This window comes from Algibacter sp. L4_22, from assembly GCF_023473045.1.
In the GTDB taxonomy this organism is placed as follows: Bacteria; Bacteroidota; Bacteroidia; order Flavobacteriales; family Flavobacteriaceae; genus Algibacter.
Genome location: NZ_JAMCOK010000003.1, coordinates 163111 through 185241 on the forward strand (window position 1 = coordinate 163111; position 22131 = coordinate 185241).

Genomic DNA, 22131 nt, shown 5'->3' on the forward strand with positions numbered 1-22131 from the left:
TACAGTTTATTTAAAATCCCTTTTAACAGGAGCTTCTTTTTATCGGTTTATTTTATAGTTATAATCTGCTTCGCTACAATTTCTGCTGAAGACTTCCCTATTTGAATTTCATAACGTCCAGGATTCATTACATATTTTTGTTTTTTAACATCCCACCATGTCATATCATCCATTGAAAAATTCAATGCAACTTTTTTAGTTTTCCCTTTTTCAATAGAAACTCTTTTAAAAGCTTTTAGTTGACGAATGGGTTGATAAACTTCAGAATCCAGATTGCTAACGTATAACTGAACCACATCATCGCCATCCATAGCTCCAGTATTCTTTACATCGAGTACAGCTGTTACTTGTTTTTTATCCTGTGTCACCTTTAATTCTGAATAATCAAACAATGTATAGCTTAAGCCATAACCAAAGGGATAGGTCACATTATCCTTCATATACATATAGGTTCTTCCTTTACTAATTTCGTAGTCTTCAAAATCTGGTAATTTATCGGGATCTGTATAAAATGTAATTGGAAGATGCCCAGAAGGATTTACTTTACCAGTAATTAATTCGGCCAAAGCATAACCACCTTCTTGCCCGGGAAACCACTGTAAAAGAATAGAAGGCACCAGCTCATTAAGCTCAGACAACTGCACTACCGTACCACCATTAAGCACCACCACCATATTAGGATAAATTGCGGCCAATGCTTTAATTTCTTTCATTTGATCTTCTGGCATAATAGAATTCATTCTATCATGAGATTCTTTGGACATTCTCCAAGTTAAACCACCCACATAAATTAATAACTTATCTTCTGGATTTTCTATATTAACTTCCTCTTGTGGTTCAATCCACTTTAATAATGCACGAGCAGGCTCTACCTCATCATTGTAATATTCCACCTTTAAATCCACTGATTTTCCAGCTTCTAAATACAGCCCTTTGGACTCTATAGTATTAGAAGCTTTACTGTGCCAATTATCAAGTACTTTTTCTTCATTTATCCAAACACGCGCTCCACTTAAAGCTGTCATTGAGAAATAATGAATTCCTGTACGATTTGGAGTTAATTGAGCCGTCCAACGTGCGGAAAAAGTTGGTTGTGGAATTTCGGGATCAATATGTGCCAATGGTTTTGGTAAATCTAAATTAACAGAGCGATCTGTTCTCACAGAAATAGGTTCACCTGCAAGTTTTTTACCTGCAAAATATTCCCCTTTTACACCTTTAGTATTTGGTTTTCCTGGTACATTTAAATTCCCTTCAGGGATAAATAACCACTTTCCGCCTAACTGACTTTTAATTTCATAACGATCCCCTGCTAAGACTTTCATTCCTAACATAGGCGTTGCAGCAATACCTGCAGCATTTCCGCTATAAGCCCCAAAAGGCGCATCGTTCACATAAGGTCCGGCAAAAAGAATAGATTTATATTTTTCCGGTGAAGCAGGAAGTACATTTTTTTTATTTTGTAATAGCACGGCGCCTTCACGAGCTATTTGTCTGGCAATTGCGAGATGATGCTCTGACCCAATAACATCTGTTGATATTTTAGTATAAGGATTATCTTCATCCGAACGTAAAAGTCCTAATTTAATACGGCTTGCTAGATTACGAATTATTGCTTGATCTAAATCCGATTCTTTCATCAAACCTTGTTGAACCGCTTGCTTAGACCATTCCCTCTCGTTTACTTCCGAAGCTCTATCCGAGCCTGAATACAAATCGACACCAGCAGTAATCATCATCATAGCAGCTTCTGCCCCATCTTTAGCATATTTATGTTTTTCAACCATATGCCCAGGCACTCCAACATCGGTTACCACCGTACCATTAAAGCCCCACTCATTACGTAAAACATCTGTTAACAACCATTTATTAGCCGAACAAGGCACGCCATTTAAACCATTATACGAAGACATTATGGATTCTACATCTTCTCGTGCAATGACATCTCGATAGGCCGGAAAATAATATTCACGCAATGCACGTTCTGATACATCTGGACGCACATGCAAACGATTATGCTCTGTGTTATTCACTACAAAATGCTTAATAGTTGCTACAGTTTTTAAATAATTTGGATCATTTCCTTGCAAACCATCTACAAATGAACACGCTAACTCAGTGGTTAAAAAGGGGTCTTCACCATAGGTTTCTTCGGTACGTCCCCAACGCGGATCCCGCGCCATATTAATAACAGGGCTCCACAAAGTTAAACCGTGGTAACGTTTTGTTTTATCGGCTGTCGAATCGGCATTATTTAATGCGCGAGCTTCATCACTAATTGCCGTAGTCATGTCTTTAATCAAATTAGGATTCCAACCAGAAGCCATAGAAAGCGGCACAGGAAACTGAGTAGCTTCTCCACGACGCGCTACCCCATGTAAAGCTTCATTCCACCAATTATAGCCTGGAATATCTAGACGCTCTATAGGCAAACTATTCATTTCAATTAACTTGACTTTCTCTTCTAAAGTCATCTGCTTTACTAGTTTTTTTGCTTGCTTAGTTGCACTAGCATGGAGTGCTGTTCGATCTTGAGCCACAACGGACTTTACGACAAACATAGCAACACAATAGACTACCATCAGAATATATTTTCTCATAACTATTTTATTTATAATACTTTTATCATTTCCTAATATTTGCATCAATAAGACTTTGGAGCACTCCTGGGTATGCCTGCACTTTGTCTTTTACACCACTCCCATTTGTAATAGAATCTCCTAAACAAATAATTTTATTATAGGCCTCTAAAAGACTATTCTTTTTTAAATATTGAAAAACCAATTCAGCTATAAAGTGATACCCTAATACTGTAGGATGTACACCATCTCTCGCGCCACTATTCATAGCGTTTCTAAAGAATAGGTCTTTATTATGTTTTGGCACATTTAAATTAACAAAAGCCTGATAAACGTCTAAAAAATAGACTTGTTTATCCAATGCTATTTTAGAAACAATACCTCTAATTTTATTTAATTTCTCGTTTGGAGATTCCTTAAATATTTCTTTATTATGACGTTCAAAAAGGTACACTGAATCTGCAGGTGGTGATGACATTAAAAGTACATCACTTCCAGATTTCTTAATTTTATCAACGAGCACCTTCATATTTTTGCGATACGTTTTATAAGAAATCATTTTTTTTGAATTCAACATATCGTTTGTTCCAACCATTAAAATCACCAAATCGGGCTTCTCATTTAAAACATCTTTTTCTAATCGTTTTAAAATGTTTGTTGTTGCGTTTCCTCCAACACCAGCATTTATAACAACCTGAGCATTAACAATAAAATTCGGTATAATACAAAAAACACTATATAGTATAACTTTAAAAATTTTCGTTTTTATCATTTGCACTTTCGATTAATAACTTAACACTTGCCCGTCGGCGATTAGTTTCTCTTTCAATTCATCATAAGACACTTCGTGAATATCTATATCTTCATCAAGAGCTAACGCAGCCAACGTTCCCGCGCTTTGACCTAAAATCATGAAAACAGGTTCCATACGAATAGAACCAAATGCAATATGTGAACTCGATACTGCTAATGGTACAATTAGATTTTTACATTCCTTTTGTTTTGGCAAAATGGTTCCTAAATGAATTTGATATGGTTCTTCGGCATCGACACCTAAATCTCCTTCGTTTTGAACATAACCATCTTTAGTAATATAACGTTGCACATTATGGGAGTCCATGGTATAAGACCCCATACCTATAGGTTTATCGACTTTACTTCTTCCTAAAATTTCATTTTCCGTCATTACAAAATCCCCAATCATACGTCTAGCTTCTCGCACATAAATTTGATACGGCCAATGATTATTATCCTGAAATTCATCTTTAGCAAGCCCCCATTTTTTAATGCTTTTTCTAAAGCGTTCTGGCACACTCTCATCATGTCCCCAGAAGTAAAGTAACCCTTTATGATAGTTAATATGCTCTTCCAAAATTACTTTACGTTCTTCATAGGATGCTTCTGGATATTCATAATTCATACCAATATTATCTGAACTAAAAGGGCCTACATTATTAACATCTCGTTTATGATTTGGAATTTCACCTCCACCAAACATAGAATAGCGTCCCCCTTTAAACACACGCCTTAGTAGTTCGTATTCTGCTGGATCGTAATCCTTCGGTTTTTCAAAAGGAACAACATTTCCTTCTGCATTTGTTGTACATAATCTGTAATTATAAGCTTGTACTCGGTTATCTCCAGAACCTTGTTCTCCCGGAGGAGCTGTTGAAATACGCGGTAAAACACCACTTGTGGAGTCTCCTGGAATAACATAAGGGCTAATGTTTAACTCTTGAAAATTATGACTGTGATGATACACACCTTTCTGCACACCATTCCAAGTTTCATTATAAACACTATTAGCCTCCCGACCTACATGGTAATTTACATTAGCGGCAGCCATTAAATCACCTTCGTAAGTACCATCTACAAATATTTTACCTGTATATTTTTCACCTGTCAACATCGTGATGGACACTATTTTTCCATCTAATAATTCCACACCATTATCACGATCCAACCATTTATTTCTAATAACTTTAATATCATTATCGGTAACCATTTTTTCGAAAATATTCTCAGCTACGTGTGGTTCAAAAGTCCACATAGTTTTTAAATCATCATCAATAGCTGTTGTCCCTTGTCCTTCGTTTCCATATTCATTTCTAGGTTGCCAGTTCCACGCTGCTTCATCTTGATAATGGTTATAAACGCTTGTATAAAATTCTTTTGAAATACCACCAATCACTTCTTTATTTCCAAGATCGGTAAAACCTAAACCACTTGAAGATAGTCCGCCGATATGCTTTTCCGGACAAACAATTAATACAGATTTATGCATACGCTTTAATTGCACTGCTGTTGTTATCGCGGCCGAAGTTCCACCGTAGATAATAACATCGGCATCATATTCTTGTTTTTCTTCGGAAGACCCACAACTTACTTGAATTAAACTCACAACTAACATGAGTAAAAGCACTATTTTATTCCTATTCTTTACATTAAAATTGATCATAATTTCTTCCTATTTATTATCTCTAATTAATAATTTGATTGTCTTTTTAGAATCATTATAATCTCCATTTTTATTAGCATCATTTAACTTTAAGCTATTGATGTTTTTTGGACTATAAAGATTAACGGTTGCATTGGGTTGTCCTTGAAAAATTAAATTAGGTTGCGCTCCAAAGTTTTCAACTAAGGCGGTATATTTAGATAACGCATGAATTAGCACTTGCCCATCACGACGCAAATAACTACCATGACCGATAAAGACTTCATTAACATTATTTATATTTGTTTTATCTGCACCTTCATCAAATTTTAAAACGGTGATATAAGCATCGGTTTCCCAGCCATCGATATTAATTAAGCTGTTTCTATGTTTTAAACTTCCATCTGCTAATAAATTAAAATATACTTCGGTCGTCTCACCTTTTTGAGTGATGGATACTTTTAAATAATCTTTGGTTTCATCTCGGGTAATCACCGGTAGATTATTTTCATTGTCATCATTCTCTAAAATAATGGCAGAAATAAATTTAGTTCTTGCTGTTTCTTCAAAATGACTGATAGACCAAAAAGGTTTTTCTTCTTCAGGGTGATGATCTTCATGCCCTATTTTTTGCGTTAATAACATGTGCTCAGGAAAATCGTGAGGACGTTCGCCTCCTGGAGGAAACGTATTTGGAAAAAGCGGACGTACTCTTATTTTAGCATCTTCATCTTTAATGGTTAAATCAATACCTCCTTTTAAGGTAGATTCCCCATTGTAATGTAAAAACCATTCAAATTTCCCAGGTTCAAAAGCTAATAAATCGTCTATCACTAATATCACATCGCCTACCCAAATAAAATTTCGATAATTACGAGTTAAAATGTGTGAATAAGGTCCTGTAGCGTTTGCTAATAAGTATTTAAAATTATCGCCTTCAACTAAATTGTGCAACGACCCAGGATTAACATTTCCGAAATATGGATCCTTTCTGTTTTGCGCTTTTCCGTTGAAAAAAATCACATTATGAGCCTCACTTTGGCAATAAAACTCGGTATACAATGGACTTAAATAACTAGCACCACCAGAATCTATTATTAAATTTTTACCATTATGAAATAAAATATACGATCCAGCATCGGCATGTGCGTGGTTCCAAGTAAATCCAGATTTCACGGCTAACATAGTCGCATTATCATCCCAAGAATTTCTCATGGTTGCCCAGCCCATATCTTTATATAGATGAGATTTAGGACGGTTTTTTGAAAAACTTAAATTGTTAGATTTAAAATCGGGATTTAAAATTAAAGCTTCAGCCGAACTCGAATCTCTATTCTCACCGTTACTTATATGATTCATGTAATATTGATACCCTTCATTTTGATATCCTAAATTCCAAAGTAATCGCACTATTCTATCTCCAGTAGCAATAAGCCCAGAGTCCCCAAAATTAACAGCAAGATCTTCCCCACTTTTGACATAATAGGTTGTATTGATGAAAAAATCACCAATTTTATCAAGTATTGGAGATTTATATATAGGGGTATTTGGCCACACATTTTGATAAGCAGATAAAAACAACAAATATTGCGAAGCTGCATACGAAGCATAATTTATACTTTCATAAAAGCCGCCATCTTGATCAAAAGTGGGTGGTTTATTTTGCAATACACTTCCTGTATAATTAATCCACTCTATAGCCGATTCCTGAATTTCTTCGGCCCATTTTGTAGCCTCAGGAATTTCATTACGTACCGATAAAGACGTTAATCCAGTCATATAAACACAGGCACTCCACCAGTTATGCCCCATAGTATCGTAGGTATGCATATTTTTTTCTGGCTCTAACCAATCCTCTCTTGCAGGTGTTATCCCCAAGCGCACAATATCTTTCGCGATGTCTTGCCGTTCTGTTTCCGATAGATAATTATAAATACAATCGAACCCCATAGCGATATCATAACTGGTATGCGAGGTTCCTAAACCAGCTTTCCATGCTGGTGTTCTTTTTAGCAACGTAGCGCCTTCCCAAGTTTTTCTGGAGGTATAACTAAGAAGTATTTCTTTTAATTTACTAGCAAATTTTTCTTCACCAGTCATTCTATAAACTAAGCCTAATAAAAGGCCATCCTTTGACTTTAATTTATCTTTTTTAAGTAAATCTTTGGCCTTTTTATACTGTGTATTCCAATGGTCCTTTACAGACTTATCATTAGAAATTTGATTTTTTAGTTTAGAAATATTGCTATCTGTGTACAATAAATAATTTCTTTCTTGAGCTGTTATACCAATAGTTAAAAAGTACAAAAAAATTAAAAGGAGTTTTCTCATTTGTTTGAAAAGAATATATTATTAAAATTTAATTTGATATTCAATAATACATAAAATGAAAAACAAACTCTATAAACCATTATCCATACACTATAAATTATGATTGATTATCGGAAGATAACTTTAAAACGAAATTTACACAAGCCAATCTCTTGCTCCGATTTCTTTAACTAACCAATAACATCACTTAACTTTTAGTTAATAACTATCTCCTATTTATCTAATGTTATTTATTAGTTTTAGAGAAATATGAAAACTATTACCCACTGAATTGAGATCATAAACCATTCGGGTAGATTTCGATGTTATTACTCATTAAATTGCATAAAAAAAGTCAAGATGTACTAAAAGTGATTTTAGTACATCTTGACTTAATATTAAAACTTACGAGCTAAAACAGAACTTGTTATTGCTTCTATAAAGCTTTTTTTATGGCTGCATTTACCAAAGGCTCCATAATATCGTAACCATCACCATTGGGATGTACAGTATCTCTACCTAATTCCATCTTCAAACCTTTATCTTCATTAACCATTGGCGTGTAATAATCTAAATAAATAATCTTATTCTTTTTAGCATAGGCTTTTATAAGTTTATTTAATTCCACAATTTTATCTGCTGGTTCAATGGATGGACTCCAAGAATAACTAGAAGCTGGTAACACAGAAGCTAAAATAACTTTTATATTATTTGCTTTCGCCAATTCTGCCATAGAAAATATATTTGCAGCAATACGCTCTAGACTGATATAACCTCTATTACCAGCAATATCATTAGTTCCTGCGGAAATCACAACAACTTTTGGTTGTAACTCAATAACATCTGGTTTAAACCTTAACAGCATTTGCGCACTAGTTTGACCGCTAATTCCTCTATTTACATAGGTAGGGTTCGCCTCAAAAAATGATCCGTGATCTCTTGTCCAATTATCTGTAATAGAATTCCCTATAAACACCACTCTTTTTTCATTTTTAATGGGTGCTCTTAATTCGGCATTAGCCTTTCTATATCGTTTTAAGTTTGCCCAATCTTCTGTAGGTATTAATTGTATTCTCACAACTGAAACCTGTGCATCAGGAGCATTCTCAGGTAATAAAACAGTTAATTTACCATCAATTAATTTTATTTTTATTTTTTTATCTGGTTCAGAAAGCAATCTTGCCTCTCTTGGTTTAATCGTTCTGTCTATAACCAATTTACCATCTTCTGGCCAATTAACAACATGTGCCAATAAAAAACCTTCTTCTCCTTCTGTATAGGCTCCCCATTCTGGTTTTTCATAAGGAATTGTTTGAGAAAACCCTATACCAATATTTAAAACAAAAGCAATTGTAAAAATTATTAGTTTCTTGTAAACATTCATCATTTTCTATATTTAATATTACTTTAGATTAAACAGCCAAACACTCCAAAAGCTCTTTGTCTGTTCATTCCTTTTTTTAATCAATCAATTCTATAATTAATTTGCTAACTCTATCTTTACAACAGAAACAGGAAGATCTGGTGCCAACATAGGCACTTCAACTATTACTTCTCTAGATGTTCCTAATGCTTTTAATTCTGTATCAGGATCAGTTAATAAAGTTACTTTTTTAAACTTAATATCTTTGTTAAGCTTTAACAATCCATCTTTTGGCCAGTCGAAAACATGAGCATAAACCACTCCATCTTTTTGAGTATAACGTCCCCATTTTGGTTTTGCGTATGGACTTGCTGAAGCGCCATAAATAGCTTCACCATTTTTCTTAGTCCACTGCCCCATTGCGTCTAAACGACGAATACTTTCAGCTGGAAATCTTCCGAAACCATCAGGTCCAATATTCAATAAAAAGTTACCTCCTTTAGAAACAATATCCACTAATTTTTCAATAAGATCTTCGCTACTCTTCCAGTTATTATCAGATGGCTTGTATCCCCAAGTTCCATTCATAGTCATACAAGCTTCCCAATCCGTATCAATACCTGTATCAGGAATTTCTTGTTCCGGTGTTCCAAAATCTCCTGCAAACTTTCCTGGGTGATTGTTCATACCATCCATTCCAGTTCTTCCTTTATCAACTCTATTATTTACAATAGTATTAGGTTGAATATCACGAATATATTTATAAAGATCCTTACCCATTTCTGTAGTATAATCAGAAATCCAATCGCCATCAAACCAAACCACACCAATATCGCCGTAATTTTTTAATAATTCACCTACTTGAGGTTTCATATAGTTTTCATAATATTCAGGAAATTCCGGATTTACAACCGATGGATCATCATGTTGCGAAATGTTGTAATTAGGGTATAAATTCCCTTGTGCTTGTGGATGATGCCAATCTACAATAGAGTAATATAAACAAAACTTAATACCTTGTTTTTTACAAGCTTCAGATAATTCTTTAACAATATCACGTTTAAAAGGAGAGGTATCCATAACATCATAATCAGATACTTTTGAATCCCATAGAGCAAAACCTTCATGATGCTTAGACGTTAATACAATATACTTCATCCCAGCATTTTTAGCCATAGACACCCAAGCATCTGCATCAAATAATTGAGGATTAAACATTTCAGGAAACTTCTCATAATCCTCAATCGTATAATCTAATTTATCCATCGCCCATTCGGCACCACCTCCGGCAATTTTAGTACCGCGTTCACCTCCAATTATAGAGTAAGCCCCCCAGTGAATAAACATCCCGAATTTAGAATCGCGCCACCATTCCATACGCTCGTCATCAGATAATTTTTTCTTACTGGAACTTTGAGCAAAACCTACATTGGTGTTTAACGCAACCACCAATGCTAGCAATAGTATTTTGTTTAAATTTTTCATTTTCTTTTATTTAGTGTTTATAGTTATTTTTTGTTCCGACTGATTACGCATGATAACCAAGTCTAATTTATCCGTTTTATTTTCAACATTAATTTGAAAAAAATCTTTTACCGTTTTTACTTTCTTACCAGCAGCCTCAAGAATCACATCGCCTTTTTTAAGTCCGTTATTTTTAACAGCAGGGCTACCCGACCAAACTTTTAAAAGAATAACGCCTTCTGGAGTATTTAATCCGTAAGCCGATTGTTCTTGTTCAGATTCTACACTTTTCAATTCGTTACGCAACCAAGCCAAAACAAGAGCTCCTTTTTTATTTTCTTCGGAAGGATCTCTCATCACTGGAATTTCTGGTGTTTTAGCTATTTTCTTCAACTCAGCATTCTGCACTCCAAATTGATCCATTGGAAAGTTTTTGAAACCTATTTTTAATGCAGGAGAATTTTCAGCAACCGAAAAATCTAATGATGAAGGATCTTTAAACATGGGATCACCAAAGGCACTATGTAAATCTCTATCGTAAATTTGAGATTTCAACATCGATTCTTCATTCGGAAAAAAGTTGTAATCCATCTCTTTTCCCCAACCAGATAATCGTACATCTTGATAGCCTTTCTGAACGATATTGTGTTTAAAAACATCTTCACTTTTAGCAAACCAAACATGTGGATGTAAAGAATTATTTACCATAATATTATTTTCGGCAACACGATTAAAACCTTCACGCAGTTTTAATCCGTTATTTAATAATAAATTATTATAAATATGATAATTCGATGAACCATCGTCTAAATCGATATCCCAACCATGATCGCAACGAAAACGGTTATTTCTAATAATGGTTGTTTTTATCGCATCCCATTTTGGCATATCTGGATTTGCCGTAGTTAAGCTATCCATAATACGACGGTTTGGGTGCCAAAAGCGATCTCTTCCCCAAGAATTAAACGAGCCATGATCACTAGTTTCTAAAACAGTATTGAATACATCATTAAATTCTAAAATATGTCCGCCCCAAGTACCATCTCCAATATTAATACCTGCTCTCGGTACATCGTAAATACTATTATGTCGAACCATAATATCCATCGCCATTGAAATTTGAACACCTGCCGTTTGCTTTTCAACACGGCCAATACGGTGAATTAAATTATTTTCAACCAAACATTCTCGCGGATACAATTCACCTTTTGGTCCCGAAACCGTATCCATTTCTGCTACTGGAACAAACTCTCTATAAGTTAAAGCCGGCGATCTTACAGCCGAAACATCTCCCACTAATGAAACAGCACTTGCTCCACAATCGTGAATATAATTATCTTTAATTTCTAACCCTTTATTGTATCTACTAGCCATAATAACGTTTCCACCCAAATTGGTGAATTCACTATGTTCAACTTTACAATTTTCTGTACCTTCAAAGAAGACAACAGCTCCACGATAAATAGTCCAATCACTACGCAATAACGGCTCGAAATCTTCCATAAATGTACGTGTAGTATTTTCGAATTTAATACCTGATATAGTTACGTTTTTTACAGGATTTTCTAAAGTTCCAACCACTTGTATTAAATCTTTTAATACTGAAACTTCAAAGTTTAAATCATTAATAGCACTTATACTTTCTGGCCAATAATATAATTTGTTTCTTTTTTTATCCAAAAACCACTCGCCTGCACTATCAAGCTCTTCAAACACATTTTCTACCATACGGTATTCTTCGTGCGGTTTTGAACCTCTATTGTTTTGTTGTCCTCCACTTAAAATGGGTGTTCCATCATCATTAACTCCTGTTATTTCAAAATGAAAACCGCCCCATCTTCCGTTGTGTAATGCATTAAAAATTGCACCTTCAGGATTTGCCCAAGTTGCAACGCGCTCTTTAGAAATAGCATCGGCAGCATAGCCTTGCCAATATTGAGCACTCTCATCATAATTTGGATAACGTGCTAAAATTTGTGGTTTTCCGTTTACTAAAAACTGATCGAAATCTAAACCTGCAGGAACATTAGTTACAAAAACATTATTGCTAAAAGTTTTCCATTTAGCCTCTAAAACCTGAGATCCTTTTATACTAACTTCCGAAGCATTAGTTCCTTTTATAGTTAAACCACTTAACGATGCTGGTATTTTTATAGCTTCGGATAAATGATATTGCCCTGGTAAAATATTGACAACAACCTCAGCGTCCGCATTGGTCGATTTTATTTCAATCGCTTTTTTTATAGCTTCAGAAATATTAAAAAAAGGCGCTTCTTTACTTCCATCTGCATTTGCTACTTCATTTTGAGAAACATAAATTTCTATAATGTCTGTTGCTGAAGAACAGGACGCCAATAACACAAAAAACACAATAATTACACTTAGTTTTTTCATCTTAGATTTTAGTTTTGGTTATAGTTGCTTTTCCTTTTAAATACCCTAGAGACTGTAAAAACAAATCGGCTTCATAAACGGTTTCATAATAGTATTTACCTTTGTTTTTAGACTTATTAAAAAAACCATGCTCTTGCCCTTCATATATAAAAAGGTCGCATCGACTTCCTACCGCTTCCATTCTAGACTTATATTCCTTTCCTGTAGCCACCGGTATGTGTTTATCATTATCTCCTAAAAAGAAAATAGTTGGTGGTGCGCCTTTTGTAATATTATGCATTGGTGAAATTTCCATATAACGATCGCCAATACGCTCGTAACCATAACCGCCTTCTCCATTATCTATTACGGGGTTAAACAAGATTAACGCACTCGCTTTTGGACTTACCGCAAGATCATCCGTAGATTCGTTTAAACCAGGAAGCAATGTTGTTGCAGCCGCTAAATGTCCTCCTGCAGACCCTCCAGAAGCAACCATTTTATTTGTATCGATTCCGAAGTCTTTGGCATGAATTTTTAAATAACGCATAGCCGACTTCGCATCTTTTACAGCTTCAAAAGGCGATGTTTTATTACGGTTTTTTATACGATAATCTACAACAACGGTAACCATACCTCGAGATGAAAAATATTTAGATTGATCTTCAAACTGACTAATAGATCCACTATTCCATCCGCCTCCAAAGAAGAAAACTATGGTCGGGTATTTTTTTCTTTTTTTAAATTTTTCGGGAAAATAAACACGAAGCATTAATGAGTCGTTATTAACCACTTTATAGATAACATCTTTAGATACTGGCTCCCACTTTTCTTGACCATAAGATGATACAAAAACAAGTAAACCTAATACTGTAAATATTATTTTTTTAAACATACTGCCTAATATTTTTCTATTTTCCATTCAATATAATTTCAGCTTTATCGTACCCTTTCTCTATTTTAAAGACTAACTGGGCATCATTATTTCTGTTTGTTGTTCCTTTTCGGCTAGCAACCAATTTACCACTTTCATAAAGTCTTAATTCAGCTGGCTTATCACCTTTAATAAAAGGCATATTTATTGTAATTGCCTCGTCTGTTTCAAATGTAAACCCTTCTTTTATTTTTTCAATTGAAAAAGTAAAAGGATTCCCTGAAGATACAATATCCCAACCATCATTTTCATATTTATACATCCCTGAAAGGAATAAAAAATCGAGCGTTTCATTTTCTAATGCCTGCCTTTTTATTGAAAGTAAGCCTTTTTGATAAAAGTTCTCATTTTTAGCAATATCAACATCGGAAGCATTAACTACAATATGATCGCTAGTTATTTTATCACTTAATAAAACATCAATAACCTGCGTACTTGGATATTTTTCGAATGATTTATACGAAACATTAGTAATAGGATTTTCTCCGCCTTCAAAATATGGATTGAAAACAACTGCAAATGGGTTTTGCCAAGCGGCAGCATTTCTCTTTAAAATTAAAGTTGGCGTAGGTTTTTTAAGAATTTCTAATGGAGCTGTTCCTTTTGAAATTGCATTAGATGCTGGTGAATTCACTTTATAAATTGTTTGACTCTCGCTCCCTTTTACCCACAATTTCATTAAATTATCAGGATTATTTTCAGTTTTTAATGTAAAAACAGCCTGAACAGCACCAGATGTTTGTGCTTTAAATTTATCGGTAAAATAATTATAACCTTTTAAATCTCCTTTCTTAGAACTTAAATCTGAAGTTTTATCAAGTTTTAAAACGGTATTCTTAGAATCTGTAATTTCTAACGACTGTCCTAAATTATGATAAATATACTCGTGTTTCTGTGGTCCGGCTTCTTGTTTTTTAGACCTAAATACATCGATAATATAATTTTTAGCTGTATTCGATTTTATAATAGCGGTAAAGCGTTGCTGATTGGAAACCGTTGCAGGCTCTAAAAACACCACTTTAGAAAACGTGATTTTATCAAAACTTGGTGTTTCTCCCGTTTTTGGATAACTATTTTCTAATTGATATGGATTAAACGAACGCATGGCACTATAATCAGATTTACCATCGACAATAACCGTGTTATGCGCAGGAAATCTCGAATTGAATTCACGATGCGTTGGATGCCAATAACTCGGCCCTTTTCCCATATCTGGTCCTAATGCATAATTGTTTGCAAAAAGTTCCATAGAAACACCGTTAGCATGTGCATGATTACCGTAAGACCCAACTGTAGATACCATTACAGCATTATCCTTATCACCCATTCGCTGGTTAAACATACTCACATTAGACGCATAAAATGTAGGAGATGTTAAGTTTTTAATACTCGGAGACACTTCGTTTTTATTCAATTTTAATTCATCTGCATAAAAGAAAAGTTGAAAGAAATCAGATGCTTTTCGAGTATATAAATCATCGGAAATCATTTTAGAAAGGATTCCAGAAATTAATACTTCTTTCTCTGTCTTATCATATTTTTGATAATTAGAAATTAAAAGCTCGAAGTTTTCAGGTGGTAAAATTTTATGATTGGCATCTCCAAAACCTATAGTATATCCATTTGGAAATAAATATTGAAATGATGCCAAAGCAGCTTTTTCAACTATGGGATAATTTAAAAACTCGTCTTTATTAGTTGAGTTATCTAAAAGTGTAAAAATGCGTAAGAGCGTGGTAATTACGTGTACAGAATACGATGGCGATTCTGGCCAAATACCATTTTTATGATCGTAAACTAATAAAGATTCCTTTATCGCCAACTGTCTATCCGTTGATGTTTCGAAAGTGTGATCTAAATAATATTCGCGTCCTTTTCCATTTTTATAAGTTGAATCACTTTCTAAAACTAAACCGATATAAGTTAAAAAACGCGCTTGGAATAAATTCCAATTATTATCTGGAATTCCGTTTTTTATAATTTGATCTCCCCATTTCTGAAACACAGCAACCGAATGATCTAAATTCGTTTCATTAGCTTCAAAATAGTTATACATAAAATCGTAAACCGTTACTAGAGATACTACTATTCCTTCATGAATAACCTCGAAAGTGGCTAAACCAGATATTTTTTGTTGAATAGTTTTCTTTAAATCGATTGGCGCATCACGATAAAACATACCATCCATATAAGTCAAAAAAACAGGTGCAGCAAAATCTGCATATTTTTTATCATTTGTTAACCAATACAAAAATGCAGCATCTTCTGCCAATGCCATAATTTGTTCATTCACTTTCTCTATAGCAAAACCAGCTTTAGACGGATGAATCCATTCCATTTTCTTGGTTTTCTTATTCTCTAAATACAAACCTTTAGGATCGTCTAAATAAGGAATTACATCTTCCAATTTAGGTCTATTATAATCTGTAGCCCAATCTCGAGTTCCCGAATATCTAACAGTTGCAACTGGAGCAGAACCTTCGGAATGAGAAAAATCGCCAGCGTTCAAATAGACTTTATCATGTTTTGTTTTCCAGTTCATTTGTAGCCGTGAAACTAACCAACTTGGATCTTTTTCAACATATTCAAGATATTTCTCTAGGTTTTTCTTTTTCTTTTCAACTAGATCTTTCTTCCAAGAAACCTCTTCTAAAGTTTTTAGAAAAGCGTCTTTAGATTCATTGTTGGTATAAATTCTTGGATGTTTTACACTTTGTCCTAAAACGGAAAGCGACACCATCAATAAACAAATCGATATATAATTTTTTACTGCTCCTTTTATCATTTTAATTATTTAATTTCAATATTATAACCCGCTGGAAATTGTTTTGCTTTCATTGTTTTAGTTTGAATGAAAACAGGTTTATCAGAAGAATAAAAATAACTTCCGTTATCAAACTTTAACTCTGCGGAAACGGCTTCTTTTACTGCTTCAATTTTAAAATCACCTTTTTGAAGGCTTTTCCCCTTTCCTAAATATAGATATTCAAATTCATTATTTTTTTCTGAAACAATTCCAAAAACTCCTTGAAATTTTAAACCCCTAATAGGCTCGTATAGCTTATTATCAATAGCATTACAGATATATTGCTTACTATTTTTAGAAGTAACGGAGATGCTAACAAAGTTATCAGATGCTTTTAATTTTGAAATATTATATATAGATTTATCACCTGTTTCATACGTTTCAAAAACAGAAACAAATGGATATTTTTTTCCGTTAATATCATTTTGACGTACAATTAATGTTGGTGTAGTTTCAGGACTTTTGTTTACCAACCCAGGTGTTATATCTGCTCTTAAAGTTGTTGGAGGCGCATCTACCACATACAACTCGCGATTATTTTGTCCCATCATCCACAGATTAACATGCAATGCAGGAGATACCGCTGTTGTGGTCCAATTCGCATTAAAATCTTTTGAATAATCTATTTTTCTTTGATTTTTAAAAAACGAATAACTTTTATCATACTTCACTCCTAAATCATTCACGTTCTCTAAACTCAAAAGTGTATTTAATTCACTTTTAAGTATTACTGAATTCCCTAAATTATGATGAACATAATCATTATCTGATTGATCCGATCTAAAAACATCAACATAATAGCCAGTAGTTTCAGAGGTTCGAACCATAGCTACCAAACGACGTTTTTCGTCTGCAGACACATCTGAGAATGATACCTTTTCGGAAGTTTCGGAAGCATTATAAAACCCTATATTGGTATCTACTACAGGATCCATGGCATTTATAACAATATCTCCACTGCTATATCCTGGTAAAATGGTATTCGACCCTGTAATTCCTCTATGATAAGGAGCATCTTTAGACCAATAAGATTCGTATGCAGAAGCATCCGGAGCCATAGCCCAACCCTTTCCGTAGAATTGCATAGCTAAACCATTTGCTGTTAAATGAGATTTATGTTTTCCGCCGTACAGTGTGAACATCATACCATTATTTTCATCGTTTCCATTTCTCATAATAATATGTTTATGAAATGGAGAATATGCCGCTTTATGAAATGGCAAATCACTTCCCGAACCTAACAAAGGTTGGTTAAAAATAATGCCTTGCCAATCTGATGCGTTTCTGTCATACTGTCCCGAAGCGATATTTTTACGAATTACCGTAGCCATTTTTTTTGCTGTTTCGGTATCTCCTTCCCAAGTAGAATAGGTTAATAAAGACTCGAAAGACGATATATTTGCCGGTCCGCCCCGCATATCGCCAAAAACTACTAAGTTCCCACGAGCATCTAACCAACCTAAATTTGCTAATGCTGCTTTAGTAATAATTGGGTTTCCAGCTAACGTATTCACACCAGATTTATACAATTTTACGCCCATATCTAAAACCAAAGGAATCATGCCTGACGCATAACCCGGAGATTCCGGCCACAAACCTGTTGTTTTGTTATAATAGTCCATGATTACAGGTAATCCTGCAAAATATTCGGACGGTTTATCTTTCGTATAAAACGGAATATAATATTCTCGTCCTTTTCCATCTTCATAAAAATCGTTAGATTCTAAAACAAGCATGCTATTCAATATATTTTTATAACGATTCACATTCCAGTTTCCTACTTTACCACCTCTTATTAAATCGATTTCTATAAAACGTTTAAACACATCTCCAGCAACTTCTGTTGTGGTTTTGCTTAATGCTTTTAAGTGTGGATGCGGATGCGCATTTAAATAATCATACAAAAAATCGTAAGCAGCAGCAGCAGGAATTTGTCTGTCGTCATGAATAACTTCATAATCATAAAACCCCATAATACCACCAGGTTCGTAGCCTCCAGCTCCTTTAGTAGACTTATTAGGATCTAATGGTGGCTCCATATAATAGGTTCCTAACATCCAAGTCCATAAAATATCTGAAGAAAATTTCGCATACTTTTCATCTTCAGTTACAAAATATGCAAAAGCGGCTTTTTCGGCTAGCTTTAAAATCTCCATGTTGTTAGCACGAATCATGTGTCCTGTTTCTTTATAAGGAATTAATACAGGCGTTTTATCGGCACTCGATCTACTAATACCTAATAAATCTCCAGATTCACTATAAGGAATTCTATCTTCTAATGGCACATTTAAATAATCGTTCCAAGTACGCATACCTGGTAATCTAACGGTTGGTACAGGTGCATTACCTTCCCCATAATCCCAATTTTGATTTTTAATATAGCATTGTGTAAAATGCGCCCCTTCTTTCCAATACATTGCCAATCTAGAAACAATCCATTCTGGATCGGTGATATGACGCGTTACGTACGGATTAATTTCTTCTTGTAATGCATTCCAAGAAGCTTTAGCCCAAGCTTCATTTTCAATTTTAGATAAAACCTCTTGCCTATCAGATTTATTTACAAATACTTGAGGATGACTTCCTTCTTTTTGCCCATAAATAGGGCTTTCTATTAAAAATAAAACGATTAATAATGGTACTAATTTTGATAATTTCATCTGAATAAAAAACTATTTTATGACTATGATTCTTATATAAGAATGTCTAAATTTCAATTTAAAACAAAAACTCAGACGTAATTTTAATTACTTTTTAATGAAGCGGAACAGTTTCAATATCTGGGTTGTTTTTGGCTTCAAGGTATTTTCTAAGCACTTCTTGATCTAGCTCCGAACTATCTCCATAAAACTTACGCATATCTTTAAGTTGTTGTTTTAACTTCACAACTATATCTGCATAGGCAGGATCATCTATAACATTAGTCATTTCTTGAGGATCTTTTTTACGATCGTATAATTCCCATTCATCTACATCGTAATAAAAATGCGCCAATTTATATTCTTGAGTAATAATAGCATAATGCCTTTTTACCATGTGAATTCCTGGGTATTCGTAATAATGGTAATACACGGCATCTCTAGTCCATTCTTCGTCGTTTCCTAATAACAAAGGAATTAGACTTTCACCTTGCATATCAGAAGGCGGAACAATGTGTGCTGCTTCTAAAATAGTTTGAGCAAAATCTAAATTCTGAACCATTTCGGTATTTGTAGTTCCAGGTGTAATTACATTTGGCCATTTAATTAAAAGCGGTGTTTTAAAAGATTCATCGTAAACAAAACGTTTATCGAACCAACCGTGTTCTCCTAAATAAAATCCTTGATCGGAGGTGTAAATAATAATGGTATTTTCATCCAACCCGGTATCTTCTAAATAATCTAACAAACGTCCTACATTTTCATCAACAGCAGCAATACATCCTAAGTAATCTTGCATGTATCTTTGGTAGCGCCATTTCATTAATTCGGTGTCGTTCATTTTTGGGTATTGCTTTTTAAAGTCTTCCATCATTGGTCTGTAAACCGAATCCCAAACGGCTCTTTGCTCAGCATTCATAGCACCAACTTCACGTTCAAAAGCTTCTAAATCCCATCCAGATTTATCTTTAATGCCTAATTCTGCCATCATTTCAGGATATAACTTAGAATCTCCAGCCCAGTTCATGTGAGTTAATAAATTCATTTCTGCCGTTTTAGCTGCGGTTCCGCGTCCTTCGTAATTATCAAATAAAGTTTCTGGCTCTACAAAGGTTTTCTTGGTGTATTCCTTAAAATGGCGAGGAGCTGGTAACCACTCTCTATGAGGTGCTTTTTGCATTGAGAATAACATAAATGGCTGTTCGTCATTCTTATTTTCTTCTAACCAATCTAAGGTCATATCCATAATAATATCGGTTACATAACCTTCAACCGTAATTTGTCCGTCATTGGTATCAAAAATAGGATTGTAATAGCGACCCTGACCTGGTAAAATTTTGAATTCATCAACACCTTTTGGATTGTTACCGAAGTGTAATTTCCCAAACATGGCTGTTTTATATCCAGCTTGTTGCATTAACTGCGGAAAGGTAACTTGCGATTCATCGAAAGGAAATACGTTATCTACTTTACCATGAATATGGCAGTGTTTACCGGTTAAAATAGTTGCTCTTGACGGTGCACAAATGGAATTAGATACACAGGCGTTTGTAAACTTAATACCTTCGTCTGCTATACGATCTATATTTGGAGTTTCAATTAAATGATTACTATACGCACTAATAGCCTGATACGCATGATCATCGGACATCATAAAAATAATGTTTGGTCGCTTTACAGGCAATTCTTTTTTAACAACAGCAACCTCCTTGTTTTCTTTCGATTTACACGACACCATGCCTATTAAAAAGAAAACAGTTAACAATTTTAAAATAGTTAGATTTTTCATAATTGTATTATAATGATAATTTTTAATTAGATATTTAAAATGACAACAGCTAATGAATTACTTGGAATTTCAACTTTTATGCCTTCGCCATTTTCTATTTGACATTCGTAAGCCTGCGCTTCATCTTTAGTGTTTTGAATAAGTACATAAATTTTTCCTTCATGCTTTATTGAAATTAAATCGGCTCTAGAAAAGTTAGCAATTCGTTTAGCTCCTGGCACCAAATACTGACTCATAAAACCAATAACCGCATAATCTGGATTATAAGTTACTTGTTTTGTATTTCGATCTATATTAATAAGTGAATTTTGTTTCCAATCCCAACCACTTTCGGTAGTTTCATTTAAAATCATGTTCCAATAACAATAATTTGGTACACCTCTATTAATATAGTTAGCAATCTCTCTTAATCTGTTTGATGCTTGTCCCCAATTATTTTTTCCATCATCGCAGTTTCCTTCTGTGTGCATTAAGTTTACTTCTGGATAAACATCTTTGGTTTGTTGAATATAAATTCCACTGGTATATTGAATTCCTATACCATCATACAAGTTCCTATAGTCCTCGTTAGCTGCAATTTCAATGGCATCTAAACGCCCGTAGGTTCTAAAAGTTCCTGCCCAAATTTCAGTGTCGATATTATCTTTTTCAAACTGTGGACGTAAATAAGATTTTACTAATTTATTCATTTGAGCCACCGACATATCATTAGACGGATATTTAGTATTGGCATCATTTTCATTTTGAATAATTAACCTATCCACAGTAATGCCTTTTTTCACGTAAGCTTGAATGTATTTAGAAAAGTACAACGCATAAGCTTTATAGATTTTAGGTTCATCTTTTAGTTGGTTCTTCTCAGGAAACTCTTCACCTCTATCCATTAAACCAGAATATTTCATCCATGCTGGCGGGCTCCACGGTGAAGCAAATAATTTTAAGTCTGGATTTGCTTTAAATGCTTTTTGAAGATAAGGAATAACCGTAGTTTCTTCTCTTTCTATTGAAAAATGCTTCATCTTATAATCGTCTACTTTTTCAGCATAACTATACGCATCAATTCCAAAATCGCTAGCACCAACAGCAGTTCTATTAAACACAAGTTTCGCCCCTAGATCTAAGCTAAAAAGGTTCGCTATAACTTGATCTTGTAATTCCGATGGTAATGACATTAAGGCTTCTCCTCCTATTTCATTAAAAGCACCACCAAAACCTTCAAGCGTTTGAAACTCAACGTTTGGATATAATTTTATTTTATTCTTTCGGTTAATAGGCGTTTCCACATCTTTTCCTACGGATTTATTTACAATAATTTCTCCATTCGGTATTTCTCCTGATAATTTAATAGCATGCACTTCTACATTATTTTGAGACCATACAGTTATCATAGATAAAAGACAGAAAAGTAGCGGCGTTAACTTTTTCATATTTATTTAG

The 22131-nt window shown here is 34.1% G+C and carries 12 protein-coding genes; all 12 read right to left on the reverse strand.

From position 1 onward, the window contains the following. Positions 1–47 precede the first annotated feature (47 nt). The 12 genes from M4I23_RS08895 to M4I23_RS08950 all read right to left on the reverse strand — a co-directional run bounded on the left by M4I23_RS08895 (position 48) and on the right by M4I23_RS08950 (position 22121). Positions 48–2600, reverse strand: coding sequence for a beta-glucosidase (locus M4I23_RS08895; RefSeq protein ID WP_249754151.1), 2553 nt, complete (start codon positions 2598–2600; stop codon positions 48–50). Positions 2601–2625: 25 nt separating this feature from the next. Beyond that, a complete protein-coding gene (locus M4I23_RS08900; protein ID WP_158843865.1) occupies positions 2626–3351 on the reverse strand; it encodes a GDSL-type esterase/lipase family protein in 726 nt (241 codons plus the stop codon). Positions 3352–3363: 12 nt separating this feature from the next. Next, the gene (locus M4I23_RS08905; protein WP_249754152.1) at positions 3364–5037 is read right to left on the reverse strand and encodes an FAD-dependent oxidoreductase; all 1674 of its coding nucleotides are present in this window, start codon (positions 5035–5037) and stop codon (positions 3364–3366) included. Between the two features lie 9 nt (positions 5038–5046). Further along, complete coding sequence (locus M4I23_RS08910) at positions 5047–7347, reverse strand: heparinase II/III-family protein (RefSeq protein WP_249754153.1); 2301 nt, start codon at positions 7345–7347, stop codon at positions 5047–5049. A 415-nt stretch (positions 7348–7762) separates the two neighbouring features. Beyond that, a complete protein-coding gene (locus M4I23_RS08915) occupies positions 7763–8713 on the reverse strand; it encodes an SGNH/GDSL hydrolase family protein (RefSeq protein ID WP_249754154.1) in 951 nt (316 codons plus the stop codon). A 93-nt stretch (positions 8714–8806) separates the two neighbouring features. Beyond that, positions 8807–10174: an alpha-L-fucosidase gene (locus M4I23_RS08920; protein ID WP_249754155.1), complete on the reverse strand. Its 1368-nt coding sequence runs from the start codon at positions 10172–10174 to the stop codon at positions 8807–8809. A gap of 6 nt (positions 10175–10180) precedes the next feature. Further along, entirely contained in the window at positions 10181–12547 is a 2367-nt protein-coding gene (locus M4I23_RS08925; protein WP_249754156.1) for a PDZ domain-containing protein, read from the reverse strand. 1 nt (position 12548) lies between these two features. After that, positions 12549–13448, reverse strand: coding sequence for an alpha/beta hydrolase (locus M4I23_RS08930; RefSeq protein ID WP_249754157.1), 900 nt, complete (start codon positions 13446–13448; stop codon positions 12549–12551). Next, a complete protein-coding gene (locus M4I23_RS08935; protein WP_249754158.1) occupies positions 13438–16245 on the reverse strand; it encodes a heparinase II/III family protein in 2808 nt (935 codons plus the stop codon). Before M4I23_RS08935 ends, M4I23_RS08930 begins: the two co-directional genes overlap by 11 nt. Before the next feature lie 5 nt (positions 16246–16250). Next, positions 16251–18926, reverse strand: a complete 2676-nt coding sequence (locus tag M4I23_RS08940) for a hypothetical protein (RefSeq protein WP_249754159.1) — start codon at positions 18924–18926, stop codon at positions 16251–16253. A gap of 94 nt (positions 18927–19020) precedes the next feature. Beyond that, positions 19021–20694 (reverse strand): sulfatase, encoded by a 1674-nt coding sequence (locus M4I23_RS08945; RefSeq protein WP_249754160.1) that lies wholly within the window; start codon positions 20692–20694, stop codon positions 19021–19023. Positions 20695–20720: 26 nt separating this feature from the next. After that, the gene (locus M4I23_RS08950; protein ID WP_249754161.1) at positions 20721–22121 is read right to left on the reverse strand and encodes a hypothetical protein; all 1401 of its coding nucleotides are present in this window, start codon (positions 22119–22121) and stop codon (positions 20721–20723) included. Between the last annotated feature and the right edge of the window lie 10 nt (positions 22122–22131).

What these genes read in the sequence shown, in the direction of transcription:
- M4I23_RS08940 (WP_249754159.1), bottom strand. Translation starts at nt 18,926, where the DNA reads ATGAAATTATCAAAATTAGTACCATTATTAATCGTTTTATTTTTAATA.
- M4I23_RS08915 (WP_249754154.1), bottom strand. Translation starts at nt 8,713, where the DNA reads ATGATGAATGTTTACAAGAAACTAATAATTTTTACAATTGCTTTTGTT.
- M4I23_RS08900 (WP_158843865.1), bottom strand. Translation starts at nt 3,351, where the DNA reads ATGATAAAAACGAAAATTTTTAAAGTTATACTATATAGTGTTTTTTGT.
- M4I23_RS08935 (WP_249754158.1), bottom strand. Translation starts at nt 16,245, where the DNA reads ATGATAAAAGGAGCAGTAAAAAATTATATATCGATTTGTTTATTGATG.
- M4I23_RS08925 (WP_249754156.1), bottom strand. Translation starts at nt 12,547, where the DNA reads ATGAAAAAACTAAGTGTAATTATTGTGTTTTTTGTGTTATTGGCGTCC.
- M4I23_RS08920 (WP_249754155.1), bottom strand. Translation starts at nt 10,174, where the DNA reads ATGAAAAATTTAAACAAAATACTATTGCTAGCATTGGTGGTTGCGTTA.
- M4I23_RS08945 (WP_249754160.1), bottom strand. Translation starts at nt 20,694, where the DNA reads ATGAAAAATCTAACTATTTTAAAATTGTTAACTGTTTTCTTTTTAATA.
- M4I23_RS08905 (WP_249754152.1), bottom strand. Translation starts at nt 5,037, where the DNA reads ATGATCAATTTTAATGTAAAGAATAGGAATAAAATAGTGCTTTTACTC.
- M4I23_RS08930 (WP_249754157.1), bottom strand. Translation starts at nt 13,448, where the DNA reads ATGGAAAATAGAAAAATATTAGGCAGTATGTTTAAAAAAATAATATTT.
- M4I23_RS08895 (WP_249754151.1), bottom strand. Translation starts at nt 2,600, where the DNA reads ATGAGAAAATATATTCTGATGGTAGTCTATTGTGTTGCTATGTTTGTC.
- M4I23_RS08950 (WP_249754161.1), bottom strand. Translation starts at nt 22,121, where the DNA reads ATGAAAAAGTTAACGCCGCTACTTTTCTGTCTTTTATCTATGATAACT.
- M4I23_RS08910 (WP_249754153.1), bottom strand. Translation starts at nt 7,347, where the DNA reads ATGAGAAAACTCCTTTTAATTTTTTTGTACTTTTTAACTATTGGTATA.